Raw genomic sequence first — 16837 nt, 5'->3', positions numbered from 1 at the left:
ATGGGTGAATTTAATGTTTATGGCGTGTATATCCCCACGCTATTGGTTCAAGGTTTAGTTGCATATGTATTGCTGCTGTTTGTCATCCGCTATACAGACCGTTGGATGGAGCAGGGATCAGATGCCTTCTTAGGGCTGTTTAATTTTTGTCTTTACCTTGTGCTGTTGTTGCTGGTGCATTGGGTGTTTGTTTGGAGCGGTTTCTAATGCGTTGCATGTCCACGCGTAAATTTTTGAGTATGAATGAGTAACAGTATGAAACTTATCGATTCACGTAAAATGATTCGGCCATTGGTCTTACTGGTGACTGCACTCATTGCAATATTTGCGATCTTTAATTTATGGAACTATTACAACTCTGTACCTTGGACACGTGATGCCCGAGTACGTGGTGATGTGATGAAAATTTCATCTGATATTGCAGGTTTGGTGACTGAAGTTCTAGTTCAAGATAACCAAACGGTCAAAAAAGGTCAGGTGCTTTTCAAGGTTGATTTAGCCCGTCAAGATTTAGCGGTTGAACATGCAAAATCTGATTTGGCCAAAGCCCAATCTGCTTTAGCAGCGGCTAAAGCGACACTGGCTGCAGCCGAAGCAAATGTTGAAAAATCACATGTAGCGAGTGAGTTTGCTGAACGAACAGCTGAGCGTTATTCTAAATTCAACGATGGTTCGATTTCGAAACAAGAGCAAGACCAAGCCAATTCTGCGCGTGATGAAGAACATGCTCAACATCACGAATTAGTAGCAGCCGTTGAACAAGCCAAAGCGAATATTGTTGAACAGCAAGCACTAATTAAAGCTGCAACCAGTCAGTTACATTTGGCTGAGTTAAACAAGCACCGTGCTGAAGTAGTTGCACCAGAAGACGGCACTTTGTCAAACTTTGAATTGCGTGTTGGTAACTACGTACAAGTGGGTCAGTCTGTTGCAGGTATCTTGGATCGTAAAAAACTTTACGTTGTAGGATATTTCGAAGAAACTAAACTGAATCGTATTCAAGTTGGTGATAAAGTCAGTATCCGTTTAATGGGTGATTCTGATGTGATTCAAGGCCATGTTCAAGGTATTGCACCTGGTATTGAAGACCGTGAACGTGCATCTACCAACGGGGTACTTGCCAATGTTAACCCAACATTTAACTGGGTACGTTTAGCACAACGTGTACCTGTCCGTATTGTGCTTGATGAACGTCCTAAAAATGAGTTGGCTTTTGTCGCAGGTCGTACGGCTACCGTTCGTGTACTGGGTAAAAAATAATAGCAACCTCGATTCAAAAAAAGCATACTTATGGATGCTTTTTTATTAGGCTCTGTTGATATCTCACGTATAGTTGTGATGATCCACCTGTTAAGGTTGAATCCCTTGAGGGTTGCGATACCAACTTTCTATAAACAGTGCGGCGGCTAAACTATCTGCAGACAGTTTTTTAGCTCGCCCTTGGGCTTGGTAATGATCTAACTCATCACGAGCTTCACGGGTCGTGAGGCGTTCATCCACCATCCAAGTTTGAATATTGGTTTGGTGACGTAAGCGACGAGCAAACTTACGTGCACGTGTAGACAATTCAGATTCTGAATCATCCATATTCAAAGGTAAGCCGACTAAAAATAAGTTCGGTTGATGTTGTTTCACGATCCTAAGAAGCTCATCCCAATTCGGGATGCCATCTTTCATGGGCAATAAAGGCAGTGGGGTGGCACTTTCAATAATCGATGACCCCACAGCCATTCCTGTTTTTTGCGTTCCAAAATCAAAAGCCATAATCAATTGTGGCTGTGATGCGTCAGGCATGTCCAATCTCTGAAGATAACCAAGTACGATCTATGCCTATTTTTTTATAGGCAGCGTCCCAGCGATCGTCATAAGGTAGGTTAAAAATTAAATCCATATCAGAATCGCAGATGAGCCAGTCACCACGTGACATTTCATCTTCGAGTTGGTTTTTACCCCAACTGGTATAGCCTAACGCAATTTGATAAGAACCTACGCCTTCATTATGAGCAATTGCATCTAAAATATCTTTACTGGTGGTAATACACAGATTTTCACCTACCGCAATGGATGCATGCCAAGTGGGTTGACCTGTGTGCAAAACAAAACCTGCTTCTGGACGAAGAGGACCACCTTGTAATACTTCGTGTGGTCGAACAAAGTCAGCTTCGATTTCTAAATCGTTGAGTAATTCTTTGACTTGAATTCCTGTTGGCCGATTAATAATAATGCCTTGAGCGCCTTCTGAATCATGTCGAGCAATATAAACCACTGTATTGGCAAAGAATTCATCTGCCAAATCTGGTGGGGCAATAAGACAGCGATGTGTCAGAAATTGTTTGCTCACTAAATGGCTTCTCCTTATTAAAATAATAAATTTATTTCATACGCTATCTATCAAAATACTAGACTAAGTTACTTTGAACAACGAATATTTGTTTAAATGAATATTCTGACTAGATCAGAGCATTTCAAAGCTGAATAATCATTTTTTTATAATGTATTGATTATAAAATATTCTTTTATTTTTGTACGAATAGATTCTATTCTTGTTAAATATTAAATCAATGATAAAAATATTCATACAGGTCAATGTGAAATGCGACACAATCTTATAAAATTTCTGATGATTGGGTGGGTGTTGAGCACAGCAAACATGAGTGTGGCTCAGTCTCAATCGCTAAGTCAATTTGAACACCAACTGATCCAGACATATCAAGATCAAAATTTTTTTGAAGTGAACAATGATATTGAAAATGAAATTCGACTGAAGATCGAAAATATGCCATCAAGTTTTCAATATCCATTCTCTAAATTACAACATGCAGGTTATGTCCATCTAGATTATTCACCCGATCGAAAATTGAAATTTTACACTTTTGATGTTTCAGGGGGTGGAACCATGGGGCAATGGTCTAACCATGTTCAATATCAAACAGACAACCAACTCAAGCTTGATGCATTTAAAGCAGGTAGAATTCTAAAAATTTACCAAGCAAATATCGCTCAAAAAACCATTTATCTGGTGGAAAGTTATTATAAAGGTGACAGTTGTCATGGGACTTATCATTTAAGGGCTGTAGAGATAGGCTCAAAACAACTACTTAAGTCCTATGTGTTTAAATCTAAATCCAAAACAAATCATGAGATTGAAGTAGAGTTCGACTGTAATCACATTGATCGCTCAAAGTTGCCAAAGTTTTTTAGAATCACACCCAAAACGGTAGATGTGATGTTGTTGAATCAAGAGAGCAAACCACAAAATAAATATTTGCGTTATACCTTAAGGCAAAATGGTTTTATCTACTCAGGTATTGTGAAATGATTCACTGAACCATGACAAAGGAATAGCCGACAAGGGAATTGTCGAAAAAGGAATAGCCGAAAAAAGAATAGCTATCTTCTATTCCTGCTTTATTTATGTTGTCTGAGCCTATAACGCAATGCATGGGCTGCAATATGAACAGTCCCATAAGCTCTTGCTCAATGTGATCTGTATCAGTTCATTAAAACTTAAATCGTCCTTAGTTTAAGTCGTCTGAAACTTCAATTGTCTTAACTGCTTCGCGTGTTGCAACGTGGTTTCACTAATTTCTACGCCACCCGTCATGCGTGCTAATTCTTGAATCCGCTCATCTTCGTCTAATTCAAAAATAGTACTGCTGGCAGGGTCGGTCTGTAATTTTTTCACCAACAAATGTTGATCAGACTGTGCAGCAACTTGCGCTTGGTGGGTGATACATAGAATTTGTACATGTTGACCAAGTCCGGCAAGTAAACGCCCGACAATCTCCGCCGTACCACCACTAATTCCCACATCAATTTCATCAAACACCAAAACTTCAGCTTCGGTTTTTTCTGCATTCATCACTTGCATCACTAAGGCTATACGAGACAATTCACCACCTGATGCGATTCGACCTAAAGGTTGTGGTGGAATGCCTTTGTTGGCAGTGAACAGGAGTTGAATAAAGCTAAAGCCTTCAGAAGATGGTTGTTCTAAGGGTTCGAATTTAAATTCGAAATGGGCTTCAGGTAGCGCTAACTGCTTTACTTGTTCAGTGAGTTTTATTGCTAATGGGGTGGCTGCTTCACGACGAATATCATCTAGATATTGCGCTTTTTCTATGAAGACTTGATGTGCTTGCTCAACTTGTTCAGCTAAGGCTTCAGGGTCTTCTAACTGATGCAGTTGCTGTAACTCATTTTGCCACGTTTCATATTGTTGTTTTAGTTCATCAGGTTGAACACGATACTTACGCGCAAGTCGATGGAAAACTTCCAGTTGAGCATTGAGTTCTTCCATTCGATCAGGATCAAAACTTTGACGATCAATATATTGTTTTAAGCTTGAGCTCGCATCATCCAATTCACTTTGTGCATTGACTAAAGAATTATAAATCGTGGACAGTTGCTCGCTACGTCCAGCATGTGATTCAAGACGACGAATGATGGAAGAGATTTCCTGATTAATATTTTGTTCAGATTCTTCTAAGGCATTTAGGGCATAACCACAGTCCAACATGATGTGCTCATGATGACTTAAACGATCAAATTCTTGCTCAATGTCTTTATAATCAACCTGTAGTACATCTTCGAGTTCTTCAAGTTGCGATTCTAAAGTTTCAATCCGTTTTAAGCGTGTCGTCTGAGCATCGAGAGCAGCTTGATGTTGACGGATATTTTTTTGCCACGTGTTGTAGCTGTCTTTGACTGCCTGTGTATGATCACCAAAATTACTATAACGGTCTAACCAATGTTTTGGGTAAGGGGGTTCTAGTAATTGTTGCTGGCTGTGTTGACTATAGAGCTGAACCAGTAAACGTCCAATTTCTTTCAGTTCGGATAAGCTGCTTGGTCGACCGTTAATCCATGCTTTACTTCGTCCAGTGGCAAAAATCACACGGCGTAAATGAATCTCACCAGATTCATCCGCCAATTCATGTGCTGTTAACCAATCGGCTTCAGGGCTTTGCGCTTGATAGCTAAAGACGGCTGTCACATCTGCTTTATCTGAGCCATAGCGGACATAGTTGGTATCGGTTCTTTCACCTAGACATGCAGACAATGCATCTAAAAGTAAAGATTTACCTGCACCAGTTTCACCTGTCAGGACATTAAAACCTTGTTCAATATCAATGGCTAAATTGTCAGCTAAAGCAAAGTTAATCAGATTTAAGTGTGTCAGCATAAACGCATCCAAGCTGCGAAAAGTGTCTTTCTAAGATAGTGAAGTTTTGTTTTCGTCACAAGAGACTTCATCTTTATTTTAAAAGTATTGATGTACATTTTAACTGAAAAAAGTCATAAAAATGTGTAACTTTAATTCGCTATAACAAAGTATTGAGCATCCATAACAGATGTTTTGTGCAAATTTCTTCATAAATCTCGCATAGAGACCACAACGATCCCAGATTAGACGTGATTATTTTGATGAAAAATATTCTTTTTCAATAAAAATCAGAAGTGAATTGGATATCAGCATCATTCGATATAAAAAAGTTCTGGATTAGCATCTGAATAAAGGTGTAAAACGATAATTTGTTGCTATACTTCAGAAGTTTTGGATGTATTGGCGATGTGTTGAGATGTCGTATTTAGATGTCATAAAATTCATTTAGAATAGTCAAAAAGACATTATTATCTGGCTTAAAACACGGATTGATTAGTTGAACCAGCACAATTAAACTACGTCCATTAAAATTTATAAAATGCGCATTATTTGGAGAATACGCATGCAATCACAATTTGATCATGTATCTGTTGTAAAAAAATCTAATGTTTATTTTGGTGGTACATGTATTAGTCATACTGTCCAATTTGAAGACGGCACAAAAAAAACATTAGGGGTGATTCTTCCAACTGAACAGCCTTTGACGTTTGAAACGCATGTTCCTGAACGTATGGAAATTATTTCAGGTGAATGCCGTGTAAAGATTGCAGACAACGAAGAACATGAGTTGTTCCGTGCAGGTCAATCTTTCTACGTACCAGGTGGTAGTAAGTTCAAAATTGAAACAGATGACGTATTGGACTATGTATGTCATTTTGAAGGTTAATGACCTAAGACTGAATTAGGCAAAGAAATTTGGCTATAAATCGGTTAAACTAATGTTTAAATAAAATCCTGTAAAGTTGGCTTTGCGGGATTTTTCTTTTCTGATTTAAAATTAAGCAAATTGAGGTCGTTCATGGCGAAGCCCGAATATTATTATGGCATTCATTCTGTGGAGTCATTATTGGAGTTAGAACCTGAACGTGTTTTAACTTTGTTTGCTTTAAAGGGACGTGAAGACCAGCGTTTAAAACGTATTTTCGAACTGGCTGATCCGTTCGGCATTAGTATTCAAAAAGCCAGTCGTGATAGTTTAGAAAAACTGGCAGGACAACCTTTCCATCAAGGTGTTGTTGCAGCAGTTCGTCCACATCCAACGCTCAATGAAAATGATCTAGAAAAATTGATCCAAAATACCAAAGACGTATTTTTGTTGGCACTTGATCAAATTACTGATCCGCATAACTTAGGTGCATGTATTCGTACTGCAGCAGCGATGGGTGTTCATGCCGTTGTGGTGCCTCGTGACCGTTCAGCAAGTTTAACGCCGACTGCACGTAAAGTGGCAGCGGGTGGTGCTGAAAAAGTGAAATTTATTCAAGTCACGAATCTGGCTAGGACTTTGGCAAAAATCAAAGATGAATTCAATGTGCGTGTTGTAGGTACGATGCTTGACGAACATGCCTTACCTATTCAAGAATGTGATTTGACTGGACCCATTGCGATTATTATGGGTGCTGAAGACACGGGTTTACGCCCAATCACACAATCACAGTGTGACCATAAAGTGTATATTCCGATGGATGGTAATTTGCAAAGTTTAAATGTGAGTGTAGCGACAGGTATGGCATTGTATGAAGCATGCCGTCAACGCAAAGCATAAACATTCAAATAGAAACTTTATGTTAAAACATTGATATTCAAACATTGCTTAACGAGATTTAATTCATGATGCCTGCACGCTACCAAGGTTACGCATTTGTTGCGATCACCATGTGTATTTGGGGAGGCTTCACCATTAGCTCTCGTTTAAGTGCGCTCTGGCATATCAGTCCTTGGGATATTACTGCACTCAGATTTTTATTGGCATTCTGTATATTGATGCCAATTCTGATTTATAAAAAAGACACCGCTTTTTTATGGAAGAAAGAACCTTTCATTTTAGCCATGCTGGGCGGTGTCGCATATTGCTTAACATGCTACAGCGCCTTTCATTATGTACCAGCTGCACATGCTGCGATTTTCTTAAATGGTTGTTTGCCTCTATGTACTGCCATAGCCGCCTTTGTGTTATTTAAGCAACCCTTCGATAAGCATATTTGGGCAAGTCTTGCCATTATGCTGTGTTCAATCTTGGCCATGAGTTATCTCATGTATCAAGCGACTGGTGTTGCTTTTAGTTTGGGGGATGGACTGTTTTTTATCAGCGCTATTTGGTGGGGGATTTTCACTGTTCTTCTTAAACAGTGGAAACTGTCTGCTTGGCATGCCATGGCAGGGGTCGCGATTTGGTCAGCAATTGTTTATGTGCCTTTGTATTTGCTGTTTTTCCCAAAACATTTAAATGAACCGACAATCCAGCATTTGGCCATTCAAACCATGTTTCACGGTATTTTTGTGGTCATCGTTGCCACGCTTACTTATGTTGAAGCGATTAAACGATTAGGTGCATTTAAAGCAGGTAGTATTGTCACATTGGCTCCCTTTATTGCGGCAATTATTGCCGTACCTTTATTGGGTGAGCCATTGAGTCTAGCGATTGTGTGTGGATTGATTGGAATGGGGATAGGAGCTTTGCAGCCTTGGCGCTGGTTGAGAAAAGACAGTTTAGAAAAGCAATTAACAGCACAAAAAAAGCAGTCAATCTAAGACTGCTTTTTTTCTTTGGCAATGTTTAAATAATGCTGATGTAAGTTTTCAAGCTGATGATATAAATGATCGATATGACCATCATTGAGAACTACATCATCAGCCAATGCCTGTTTTTTTTCTCGTGGCATTTGCACACTAATAATCTTTTGAATTTGCTCAATAGATTGACCATCACGGTGACTGGCTCTTTGGATTTGCAAGGCTTCAGATGCATCAATCAGTAAGTTACGATGTGTCAATTGATGTTGATTGGTTTCAAATAAAAGCGGTGAAACTAAAATGACATAAGGGCTAGTCGCTGCTGAAAGCTGTTGAATTATAGATGTTCGAATTGCAGGATGGGTGATAGCCTCTAACTGTTGTCGAGCTTCTGGTTCTTTAAAAATGTATTCTCTTAAAGCACGTCGGTCTAATTCACCATTGGACTGAATCACCCAATCCCCGAAACATTCTTGAATCTGAGCGAGTGCAGGTTGACCAGGTTCAACGATCTCACGTGCCACAATATCAGCATCGATAACAGTGATTCCTTGGGTTTCAAACCATTGGCTTGCAGCTGATTTTCCACTTCCAATGCCACCTGTTAGACCCAAGATGAATGTCATGTCGATTCCTTACCGATTCAATTGAATTTAGCCTCCTAAATAGGCTTTCATGATTTGATCGCCCCATAGAAAAGCAATCCATCCTGCAATGGCAATATATGGACCAAAAGCAAAAGGTTGGTTTTCTTTTTTAACCTTGAGCAGGATGATGCCAATCATTGCACCAACACAAGAAGATAGCAAGATGATCAATGGCAACAGCATGGGTCCCATCCAAGCACCCAATGCCGCTAAGAGTTTGAAATCTCCATAGCCCATACCTTCTTTACCAGTGATGATTTTAAACAGGTAATAGACAATCCAAAGACATAAGAAACCAATAATATAGCCCCAAATAGCTGATGTAGGCGTGGTATAGATAGCATAGCTATTGATGCCTAAACCCAGTGCTGCTAAGGGTAAGGTATAACGGTCTGGCAGGAGTTGAGTGTCAAAATCGATAAAGGTTAATGCGATGAGAACCCAAGTCAAAATGACACCAAAAAATGCCTGTAAGGTAGGACCGTAAACCCAAACCACAATTAAAGAACAAATAGCAGTTAGCAGTTCGATCAAAGGATAACGAATGCTAATCGGATTTTTGCATGAACCGCATTTACCACGTAAAGCAAGCCAACTGATTACTGGAATATTCTGATACCAACGAATCGGTTGCTTGCATTTGGGACAGCTTGAGTCTGGTTTGCTCAATGTAATTTTAGATTCATCAATAATGGCTTGTTCTGGATGCAAGAGCATTTGGCAGTCTTGTTTCCACTCTTGTTCCATCATTTTTGGCGTACGATAAATCACGACATTGAGAAAACTGCCGATACATAGGCTGATAATACCGACTGTAATATAGAGATATATTGGGTATTCAATAAATAAAGCAGTTAGTTCATGCATAAAAGAATTCTTTATCTTAGGTAATAATTAAGCTTTAAGCACCGACCACGGAACCCATTTGGAAAATAGGAAGGTACATGGCAATCACCAGACCACCGACTAAAACACCCAGTACTGCCATGATTAAAGGCTCCATCATTGAAGTTAAGCCATCGACTGCGTTATCCACTTCATTTTCATAATAGGTTGCAACTTTATCTAACATGTCATCGAGTGCACCAGATTCTTCACCGATCGCCACCATCTGGACTGCCATAGAGGGGAATAGGTTAGTAGCACGCATTGCAAATTGAAGTTGTTGACCTGTTGCAATATCGTCACGAATCTTCATAACTGCTTCTTCATAAACGACATTATTGGTTGCACCTGCTGTTGACTCTAAAGCATCAATCAAAGGCACACCAGCTGCAAAAGTGGTTGATAAGGTACGGCTATAACGCGCAATAATCGCTTTAAAGATTAGGTCACCGAAAATAGGTGCTTTAAGTGCTGCTTTATCAAGCAAGTCGCGGAATTTTTTACTACGTTTCTTTGTTTCCAAAAAAGTAAAAATAATGGCAACAATGGCTATAATTAATACAAACCAATATTTTTTGGTCCAATTCGACATGTTTACGACCAATTGTGTAAAGGCTGGTAAGTCAGCTCCAAATGAACTAAATAATTCTTGGAAGACTGGAACGACTTTTACCATCAAAATAATCGTAACAATGAATGCCACAACAATAACTGAAATTGGATATTTTAGTGCCTTCTTAATTTTTTGTTTGAGTAATTCACTCTTTTCTTTGTAGATCGCCACACGATCGAGCATGGTCTCAAGTGCACCAGATTGTTCACCAGATTCAACCAATGAACAAAACAGCTTATCAAAATATTGCGGATATTTTTTTAAAGCACCCGCAAAGGTATTACCGCCTTCAACTTCCCCTTTAATGCCCAATACAACATCTCGCATTGAAGGATTTTCTAAACCTTCTGCTACGATTTCAAAGCTTTGTACAAGGGGTACACCAGCTTTCATCATGGTCGCGAGCTGACGTGTGAAGATGGTGATATCTAAAGTTGTGACTTTCTTTTTCATTAATGACTCGAGAGGGTTTTTCTTTTTCTCTCGAATCGATTTAATCGTGATCCCTTGTTTGCGCAAAGTCACTTTAGCCAACTGCATATTACGTGCTGGCATTTCACCTTTAACTTTAGCCCCTTTACGATCAACCCCATCGTAAGCATAAACCGGCATCATTTGCCCTTTCTTTACGGCCATGATTTTATCCTTATTTAATATTTTAATTATTCACTGGTTACACGATTCACTTCCTGTAGAGAAGTTAAGCCGCTCATCACTTTGACTAATCCTGAACGACGTAAATCATTAAAACCTGCTTTCTGTGATGCTTCAGCAATTTCTAAGGAATTACCGTCTTGCATAATAATTTTTGAAATTTCAGGTGTAATCCGCATCACCTCATAAATCCCCACACGTCCTTTATATCCTTCCCGACATTCTGGACAACCTACAGGCTCAAACATTTGAAAATCTGGGCTGGCCAAATCTTCTTCAGTAAAGCCCATCTCAATCAAACTTTCTTTGGGTACATCGGCAGGTCTTTTACAATGTGTACATAAACGACGTGCCAGACGTTGTGCAATGACTAAATTGACTGAAGTTGCGATGTTGAATGAAGGAACGCCCATATTGCGGAGACGCGTTAATGTTTCAGGTGCGCTGTTGGTATGTAGCGTCGACATCACCATATGACCTGTTTGGGCTGCCTTAATCGCAATTTCAGCCGTTTCTAAATCACGAATCTCCCCGACCATAATCACATCTGGATCTTGACGCAGGAATGCTTTTAGCGCGGCAGAGAAGGTTAAGCCTACTTTGGGGTTTACGTTGACCTGATTAATCCCTTCCAAGTTAATCTCTACAGGGTCTTCCGCAGTTGAAATATTGGTGTCTTCAGTGTTGAGAATATTCAAGCCAGTATACAGAGACACGGTTTTACCTGAACCTGTAGGACCCGTAATGAGTAACATCCCTTGAGGTTTTTCTAGCGCCTCCATAAATAATGCTTTTTGTTCTGGTTCATAACCTAAAGCATCAATACCCAACATGGCACTTGACGGATCTAAAATACGCAGTACCAGCTTTTCACCAAACAGCGTTGGTAAGGCATTGACACGAAAGTCGATGGCTTTTGTTTTAGAAAGCTTTAATTTAATACGACCATCTTGTGGCATACGTTTTTCTGAAATGTCCATTTGTGACATGACTTTTAAACGAGAAGCAAGACGATTCGCCATTTGTAGTGGTGGATTGGCAATATGTCTTAGAACACCGTCGACACGGTAACGTACACGGTATGATTTTTCATAGGGTTCAAAGTGCAAATCTGAAGCCCCCATGCGAATCGCATCAACCAATAATTTATTAATGTATTTAACGATAGGGGAGTCATCGGTCGATGGCTCTGAATCATTTTTATCATTGTTAGTAGCATCTTCATCAACAACATCAACGTCTAAATCTTCGCTACCGAAATCAAAATTATCTGATTCAGCGAAAATCTTATCAATCATTTTGACCAATTTGTTGTATTCAACAACAACTGGAACGACTTTGAGTTTACTGTTGAGGCGAATGGCTTCAAGACCTTCCATGTCAATTGGATCACACATTGCGACATAGAGGGTGCTACCACGAATATTCAAAGGTAAAATGTGGTGTTTATTGACCAAGCTACTTTCGACAACTTCTTTTGGAACTAAGTCCGTATTGTAGGCATCTAGATCAAATAGAGGTTCCCCAAACTCCTGCGCAATCGTTTGTGCAAGTGTTAATGGTTTGATATTGAGCTGTTCAACCAAATGCGGGACCATTTTAGTTTTAGCTTTTTTGGTACTTTCAATGGCCGATTGCATTTGATCAGCTGTTAAAATACCTTCATCGACGAGACGTCGATTGTACCCCGAAAATTTAATACCACTTTGTAGTAAGGTCATTACAAATACGCCTTAAAATCATTTATAATTTGAATACGAAAATTATACGTTCACATTCTAAAATAATATACTTTAAATACATAATATAAATAGATTTCATATAAAAAGAAGAGTTTATCTAAAAGTTTGATTGTTTTTATGGTTTTTTGACATTTTATGCACTTCATAAACATTGTTTACAAAAGAACATCTTAGCGAAAATATACTTAAAAATTAAAAATCCGTGTAGAATGTGCGCATTTAGATAGTAAGGTTAGATGTATGTCGGGTTCGGCAATTACTCCTTGGGTTGTAGGCAATTGGAAAATGAACCCAATGCAAGCTGACGCTCAAAAATTGATTCAAGAATTGAAGCAACGTTTGGCAGATCAACATATTTCAAAAGAGCGCTGCAGAATTGGTATTGCACCTATATCTATTGCTTTATTGTCGGTTCAACAACAATTAGCTGATGCATCAGTCGAAGTGATGACTGTTGCTCAAGATGTTTCACGTATTGCTGGAACAGGTGCTTATACTGGTGAAGTCAGTGCCAATCTTTTAAAAGACAGTCAAATTGACTACGTATTAATTGGGCATTCTGAACGCCGTGAAATTTTTGCAGATAATGCTCAAGTTGTTGCTGAAAAAGTCAAAAATGCTTTAGCAGCGGGCCTACACATTATTTATTGTGTGGGAGAAAGCTTGGAGCAACGTGAAAAAGGTCAGGCTGAAGTTGTGGTATTGCAACAGATTTGTGATATTGCTGCAGTTGTAAATGCGGACCAATGGCACAATATTACTGTAGCTTATGAACCGATCTGGGCGATTGGCACAGGTAAAACTGCTTCACCAGAAGATGCTCAAAACATGCATGCCAAGATCCGTGAAGGTTTAAGCCAAATCACGCCTGCTGGCGCTCGCATGGCAATTTTATATGGTGGTAGTGTAAAACCTGAAAATGCAGTAGAGTTGGCGGCTTGTCCAGATATTAACGGTGCGCTGGTTGGTGGTGCATCATTGAATGCAGAGTCTTTTTATCAAATTGCTCATGCATTTGCTCAAACAAAATAATTAGGAGTTCAGCATGCATACTTTTGTGCTGGTAGTACATATCATATTAGCGATTTTAATGATTGTGTTGATTCTTGTGCAGCATGGTAAAGGTGCAGATGCCGGTGCTTCATTTGGTGGGGGCGGTGCGGCGACTGTTTTCGGTGCTTCAGGTTCTGGAAACTTCTTAACACGTGTGACAGCGATTTTGACTGCTTTGTTTTTTGTGACCAGTATTACCCTTGCTGTGTTTGCAAAAAAACAAACTTCTGATGCTTATGGCTTAAAAACAGTCAACACAACAGGTCAAGTTCAGCAACAATCGAATGAAACTTCAACAACTGCACCAAAAACATCAGAATAATTGAATATTTTCCTTCCAATTTAGTGGTTATGCTACTAGAATGCGACACAGCTGCGGTGGTGGTGGAATTGGTAGACACGCTACCTTGAGGTGGTAGTGCTTTCGGGCGTGGGGGTTCAAGTCCCCCCTTCCGCACCAACGACAAACCAGGTCGTTGATGTGTAGCAGCTTTTTGATGCGGGATGGAGCAGTCTGGTAGCTCGTCGGGCTCATAACCCGAAGGTCGTTGGTTCAAATCCAGCTCCCGCTACCAAGTTTTATTGGTGGTTATATTCATTGATTAGTGGCTTGCTTGTCGGGCTCAACTCTTCATAATATGGCGAAGGTTGTTGGTTCAAATCCAGCTCCCACTACCAATTTGATAAAGAAGCAACTTTATCAAAACAAGAAAGAAATTTTTTGTAAACTAAATGCATTTGTTGCGGGATGGAGCAGTCTGGTAGCTCGTCGGGCTCATAACCCGAAGGTCGTTGGTTCAAATCCAGCTCCCGCTACCAAGTTTTATTGGTGGTTATATTCATTGATTAGTGGCTTGCTTGTCGGGCTCAACTCTTCATAATATGGCGAAGGTTGTTGGTTCAAATCCAGCTCCCGCTACCAATTTTGATTAAGGTGCAACTTAATCAGCAAATATGAGAGTTTTGATTGAAAAATGATTCATATTTGGATATAATTTTGCACGTTGATGCGGGATGGAGCAGTCTGGTAGCTCGTCGGGCTCATAACCCGAAGGTCGTTGGTTCAAATCCAGCTCCCGCTACCAAGTTTCTTAAAAGAGGCTCACAACTAGGTGGGCCTTTTTGCACAGTGGACATTGGTTTTCTGTGCAATAATAGGGGCGATTACGCCCTTTTTTATTATCTATCGTGTAGTGTGGACATCATTTGGTCAAAATATCATGCTATCACTATAGTAAGTTTGTATCGATCGAATGATCGGTTGAATCACACAGAAATGATGAGAGTAAATGAAGTTATCAAATAAAACACAAGCACTCCAAGAGTTAATTGCCCCTGCAGTGCAAGCCTGTAATGTTGATCTTTGGGGAATTGAATTCACACCTCAAGGTAAACGTTCTTTATTACGTATTTTTATTGACAAACCTGTAGATGAAACAGCGAAACCTGCTGAACTTGTTGAGGGTGAAGAAGATTTAGGACGTGGTGTTGGTGTTCAAGATTGCGTACGTGTAACACAGCAAGTCGGTGCGATTTTAGATGTACATGATCCTATTTCAGGTGAATATGCACTTGAAGTATCATCACCAGGTTGGGATCGTCCATTTTTCCAACTTGAACAAATGCAAGCATACGTGGGTCAGCAAGTGGCACTACGTTTGATTTCTGCGGTTGAAAACCGTCGCAAATTTCAAGCGAAATTAGTATCTGTAGATGTAGAAAATGAATTGATTCAGGTCGAAGTTGAAAAGCAACAAGTGCTTGAAATCGATAGTCACAATATCGACAAAGCCAATTTGATCTATCAGGACTAAATTAATTTTAACGAAAAAGAATTTGAATAGTAGGTGACTTATGGGCCGTGAAATTCTTACCGTTGCAGAAACGGTTAGTAATGAAAAAGGTGTTAGTCGTGAAGCGATCTTCGAAGCGCTTGAACAAGCACTTGTAGCTGCAACGAAGAAAAAATTCTACGAAGGCACAAATTCTGAAGAAGCACAATTACGTGTTGAAATCGACCGTAAAACTGGTGAATACCGTACATTCCGTCAATGGACTGTTGTGGCTGATGAAGATCATGAAATGCCAGCTTGTCAAGACGCGATTAGCGACGTTGACCCAGCACAGTGGTCAATCGGTGACATTCGTGAGCTTGAAGTACCGTCTATCGAATTTGGTCGTATTGCAGCTCAAATCGCGAAACAAGTGATTGTTCAAAAGATTCGTGAAGCAGAGCGTGCACTCATTGCTGATGCTTACGAGTCTAAAGTTGGCGAACTGATCTACGGTGAAGTGAAAAAGCAAACCAAAGATGGCTTTATCATTGACTTAGGTGAAAATGCTGAAGCTTATCTTGCACGTGAAGAAATGATTGCAAAAGAAATTTTGCGTCCTAAACAACGTGTAAATGCAATTTTATTCAATGTAAACCGTGAAGGTCGTGGCGCACAATTACAATTATCACGTGCTAAGCCTGAAATGCTCATCGCTCTAATGAAAAAAGAAATTCCTGAAATTTCTGAAGAAATCATTGAGATTAAAGCTGCTGCTCGTCAGCCTGGTGTTCGTGCTAAAATTGCTGTGAAAACAAACGACCATCGTATTGATCCAGTGGGTGCATGTATTGGTATGCGTGGTACACGTATCCAAGCAGTGCAATCTGAATTGAACGGTGAACGTATTGATGTTGTTGTATGGTCAGATGATCCAGCTCAATACATTGCAAGTGCCTTAGAGCCTGCTGATGTATCGGGTATTGTGATTGATGAAGATGCAAAAACTGCAGATATCATTTTCGCAACCAGCGATCAATTGGCACGTGCGATTGGCTCTCAAGGTCAAAACGTACGTTTAGCATCTGAATTAACGGGTTTTAAACTCGATATGATGCTTGAAGATGAGTATCGTGCTCGTCAACAAAATGAAGCTCAACAATATTTAGACATGTTTGTTAGTCGTTTAGATATTGAAGAAGATCTTGCAATGGCACTTGTGGAAATGGGCTTTACTTCTTTAGAAGAAATCGCTTATGTCCCAGCTGAAACATTCGATGAAATCGAATTAGAGGCAGACTTAGTTGAGTTACTACAAAGTCGTGCCAAAGAAGCTGCTTTAGCTGATGCGTTAAAACAGCAAGAAAATATTCAAGATCCAAGTCCTGAACTTCTCGCAATGGAAGGGATGACATCTGAGTTTGCACATGCTTTAGCAGCTCGCGGTGTAATTACGGTAGATGATCTTGCAGATCAAGCGACTGACGATATCTCTGATATTGAAGGTTTAGGTGCTGAAAAAGCAGGTCAATTTATCATGAAAGCACGTGAATCATGGTTTAACTAGGAGG

General features: G+C 39.8%; 17 protein-coding genes and 4 tRNA genes. 14 read left to right on the top strand and 7 right to left on the bottom strand.

Annotated features, from left to right (window positions below; translation table 11 throughout):
- Together G8E00_RS14515 and G8E00_RS14510 are read left to right on the top strand one after the other, a co-directional pair.
- A complete protein-coding gene (locus tag G8E00_RS14515; protein ID WP_166011244.1) occupies positions 1-207 on the top strand; it encodes a DUF1656 domain-containing protein in 207 nt (68 codons plus the stop codon).
- Positions 208-255: 48 nt separating this feature from the next.
- The gene (locus tag G8E00_RS14510; protein ID WP_166011242.1) at positions 256-1260 is read left to right on the top strand and encodes an HlyD family secretion protein; all 1005 of its coding nucleotides are present in this window, start codon (positions 256-258) and stop codon (positions 1258-1260) included.
- A 90-nt stretch (positions 1261-1350) separates the two neighbouring features.
- Here the strand turns inward: G8E00_RS14510 and ruvX are convergent, their stop codons facing one another.
- A complete protein-coding gene (gene ruvX / locus G8E00_RS14505) occupies positions 1351-1794 on the bottom strand; it encodes a Holliday junction resolvase RuvX (RefSeq protein ID WP_166011240.1) in 444 nt (147 codons plus the stop codon).
- On the bottom strand, positions 1787-2341 hold the full coding sequence (locus G8E00_RS14500; RefSeq protein ID WP_166011238.1) for a YqgE/AlgH family protein: 555 nt from the start codon (positions 2339-2341) through the stop codon (positions 1787-1789). The genes ruvX and G8E00_RS14500 overlap by 8 nt, the downstream gene beginning before the upstream one ends.
- Before the next feature lie 294 nt (positions 2342-2635).
- Here G8E00_RS14500 and G8E00_RS14495 point away from each other — a divergent pair, with 294 nt between their 5' ends.
- Positions 2636-3319, top strand: a complete 684-nt coding sequence (locus G8E00_RS14495; RefSeq protein ID WP_166225739.1) for a hypothetical protein — start codon at positions 2636-2638, stop codon at positions 3317-3319.
- A gap of 204 nt (positions 3320-3523) precedes the next feature.
- Here G8E00_RS14495 and recN read toward each other — a convergent pair whose 3' ends face one another.
- Complete coding sequence (gene recN / locus G8E00_RS14490; RefSeq protein WP_166225735.1) at positions 3524-5185, bottom strand: DNA repair protein RecN; 1662 nt, start codon at positions 5183-5185, stop codon at positions 3524-3526.
- 544 nt (positions 5186-5729) lie between these two features.
- Between recN and ppnP the strand changes: the two genes are divergently transcribed.
- The 3 genes from ppnP to G8E00_RS14475 all read left to right on the top strand — a co-directional run bounded on the left by ppnP (position 5730) and on the right by G8E00_RS14475 (position 7918).
- A complete protein-coding gene (ppnP, locus tag G8E00_RS14485; RefSeq protein ID WP_166011233.1) occupies positions 5730-6053 on the top strand; it encodes a pyrimidine/purine nucleoside phosphorylase in 324 nt (107 codons plus the stop codon).
- A gap of 132 nt (positions 6054-6185) precedes the next feature.
- Complete coding sequence (rlmB, locus tag G8E00_RS14480) at positions 6186-6932, top strand: 23S rRNA (guanosine(2251)-2'-O)-methyltransferase RlmB (protein ID WP_166011231.1); 747 nt, start codon at positions 6186-6188, stop codon at positions 6930-6932.
- Positions 6933-6997: 65 nt separating this feature from the next.
- Complete coding sequence (locus G8E00_RS14475; RefSeq protein WP_166011229.1) at positions 6998-7918, top strand: DMT family transporter; 921 nt, start codon at positions 6998-7000, stop codon at positions 7916-7918.
- Here the strand turns inward: G8E00_RS14475 and coaE are convergent.
- From coaE to pilB, 4 genes are read right to left on the bottom strand one after another with little or no spacing between them, the layout of a single operon-like run.
- Positions 7915-8526, bottom strand: a complete 612-nt coding sequence (coaE, locus tag G8E00_RS14470; protein WP_166225731.1) for a dephospho-CoA kinase — start codon at positions 8524-8526, stop codon at positions 7915-7917. The genes G8E00_RS14475 and coaE overlap by 4 nt on opposite strands.
- A 27-nt stretch (positions 8527-8553) precedes the next feature.
- Positions 8554-9414, bottom strand: coding sequence for a prepilin peptidase (locus G8E00_RS14465; protein ID WP_166225728.1), 861 nt, complete (start codon positions 9412-9414; stop codon positions 8554-8556).
- A gap of 34 nt (positions 9415-9448) precedes the next feature.
- A complete protein-coding gene (locus G8E00_RS14460; RefSeq protein WP_166225725.1) occupies positions 9449-10681 on the bottom strand; it encodes a type II secretion system F family protein in 1233 nt (410 codons plus the stop codon).
- A 26-nt stretch (positions 10682-10707) separates the two neighbouring features.
- A complete protein-coding gene (gene pilB, locus G8E00_RS14455; RefSeq protein ID WP_166225722.1) occupies positions 10708-12420 on the bottom strand; it encodes a type IV-A pilus assembly ATPase PilB in 1713 nt (570 codons plus the stop codon).
- A 261-nt stretch (positions 12421-12681) separates the two neighbouring features.
- On the opposite strand from pilB, the gene tpiA reads away from it, so the two are divergent.
- The 8 genes from tpiA (at position 12682) to nusA (ending at position 16833) form a co-directional block, all read left to right on the top strand.
- The gene (gene tpiA, locus G8E00_RS14450) at positions 12682-13473 is read left to right on the top strand and encodes a triose-phosphate isomerase (RefSeq protein ID WP_166011218.1); all 792 of its coding nucleotides are present in this window, start codon (positions 12682-12684) and stop codon (positions 13471-13473) included.
- Between the two features lie 13 nt (positions 13474-13486).
- A complete protein-coding gene (gene secG, locus G8E00_RS14445; protein WP_166225718.1) occupies positions 13487-13816 on the top strand; it encodes a preprotein translocase subunit SecG in 330 nt (109 codons plus the stop codon).
- Positions 13817-13869: 53 nt separating this feature from the next.
- Positions 13870-13954, top strand: a tRNA-Leu gene (locus G8E00_RS14440).
- 38 nt (positions 13955-13992) lie between these two features.
- Positions 13993-14069: transfer RNA gene (locus G8E00_RS14435), tRNA-Met, on the top strand.
- Positions 14070-14236: 167 nt separating this feature from the next.
- A tRNA-Met gene (locus tag G8E00_RS14430) sits at positions 14237-14313 on the top strand.
- A 189-nt stretch (positions 14314-14502) separates the two neighbouring features.
- Positions 14503-14579: transfer RNA gene (locus G8E00_RS14425), tRNA-Met, on the top strand.
- Between the two features lie 204 nt (positions 14580-14783).
- The gene (gene rimP / locus G8E00_RS14420) at positions 14784-15308 is read left to right on the top strand and encodes a ribosome maturation factor RimP (protein ID WP_166011214.1); all 525 of its coding nucleotides are present in this window, start codon (positions 14784-14786) and stop codon (positions 15306-15308) included.
- Positions 15309-15348: 40 nt separating this feature from the next.
- The gene (nusA, locus tag G8E00_RS14415) at positions 15349-16833 is read left to right on the top strand and encodes a transcription termination factor NusA (protein WP_166011212.1); all 1485 of its coding nucleotides are present in this window, start codon (positions 15349-15351) and stop codon (positions 16831-16833) included.
- Positions 16834-16837 lie beyond the last annotated feature (4 nt).

Origin of the sequence: Acinetobacter shaoyimingii, assembly GCF_011578045.1 — a bacterium.
Taxonomy (GTDB): Bacteria; Pseudomonadota; Gammaproteobacteria; order Pseudomonadales; family Moraxellaceae; genus Acinetobacter; species Acinetobacter shaoyimingii.
Note: the sequence above shows the minus strand (reverse complement) of the source record. Positions and strands in the feature narration are given on the sequence as shown.

Excerpts from the sequence above, each read along its gene's own strand:
- G8E00_RS14515 (WP_166011244.1), top strand. The coding sequence starts at position 1 with ATGGGTGAATTTAATGTTTATGGCGTGTATATCCCCACGCTATTGGTT.
- G8E00_RS14510 (WP_166011242.1), top strand. The coding sequence starts at position 256 with ATGAAACTTATCGATTCACGTAAAATGATTCGGCCATTGGTCTTACTG.
- ruvX (WP_166011240.1), bottom strand. The coding sequence starts at position 1,794 with ATGCCTGACGCATCACAGCCACAATTGATTATGGCTTTTGATTTTGGA.
- recN (WP_166225735.1), bottom strand. The coding sequence starts at position 5,185 with ATGCTGACACACTTAAATCTGATTAACTTTGCTTTAGCTGACAATTTA.
- ppnP (WP_166011233.1), top strand. The coding sequence starts at position 5,730 with ATGCAATCACAATTTGATCATGTATCTGTTGTAAAAAAATCTAATGTT.
- rlmB (WP_166011231.1), top strand. The coding sequence starts at position 6,186 with ATGGCGAAGCCCGAATATTATTATGGCATTCATTCTGTGGAGTCATTA.
- G8E00_RS14475 (WP_166011229.1), top strand. The coding sequence starts at position 6,998 with ATGATGCCTGCACGCTACCAAGGTTACGCATTTGTTGCGATCACCATG.
- coaE (WP_166225731.1), bottom strand. The coding sequence starts at position 8,526 with ATGACATTCATCTTGGGTCTAACAGGTGGCATTGGAAGTGGAAAATCA.
- G8E00_RS14465 (WP_166225728.1), bottom strand. The coding sequence starts at position 9,414 with ATGCATGAACTAACTGCTTTATTTATTGAATACCCAATATATCTCTAT.
- G8E00_RS14460 (WP_166225725.1), bottom strand. The coding sequence starts at position 10,681 with ATGGCCGTAAAGAAAGGGCAAATGATGCCGGTTTATGCTTACGATGGG.
- pilB (WP_166225722.1), bottom strand. The coding sequence starts at position 12,420 with ATGACCTTACTACAAAGTGGTATTAAATTTTCGGGGTACAATCGACGT.
- tpiA (WP_166011218.1), top strand. The coding sequence starts at position 12,682 with ATGTCGGGTTCGGCAATTACTCCTTGGGTTGTAGGCAATTGGAAAATG.
- secG (WP_166225718.1), top strand. The coding sequence starts at position 13,487 with ATGCATACTTTTGTGCTGGTAGTACATATCATATTAGCGATTTTAATG.
- rimP (WP_166011214.1), top strand. The coding sequence starts at position 14,784 with ATGAAGTTATCAAATAAAACACAAGCACTCCAAGAGTTAATTGCCCCT.
- nusA (WP_166011212.1), top strand. The coding sequence starts at position 15,349 with ATGGGCCGTGAAATTCTTACCGTTGCAGAAACGGTTAGTAATGAAAAA.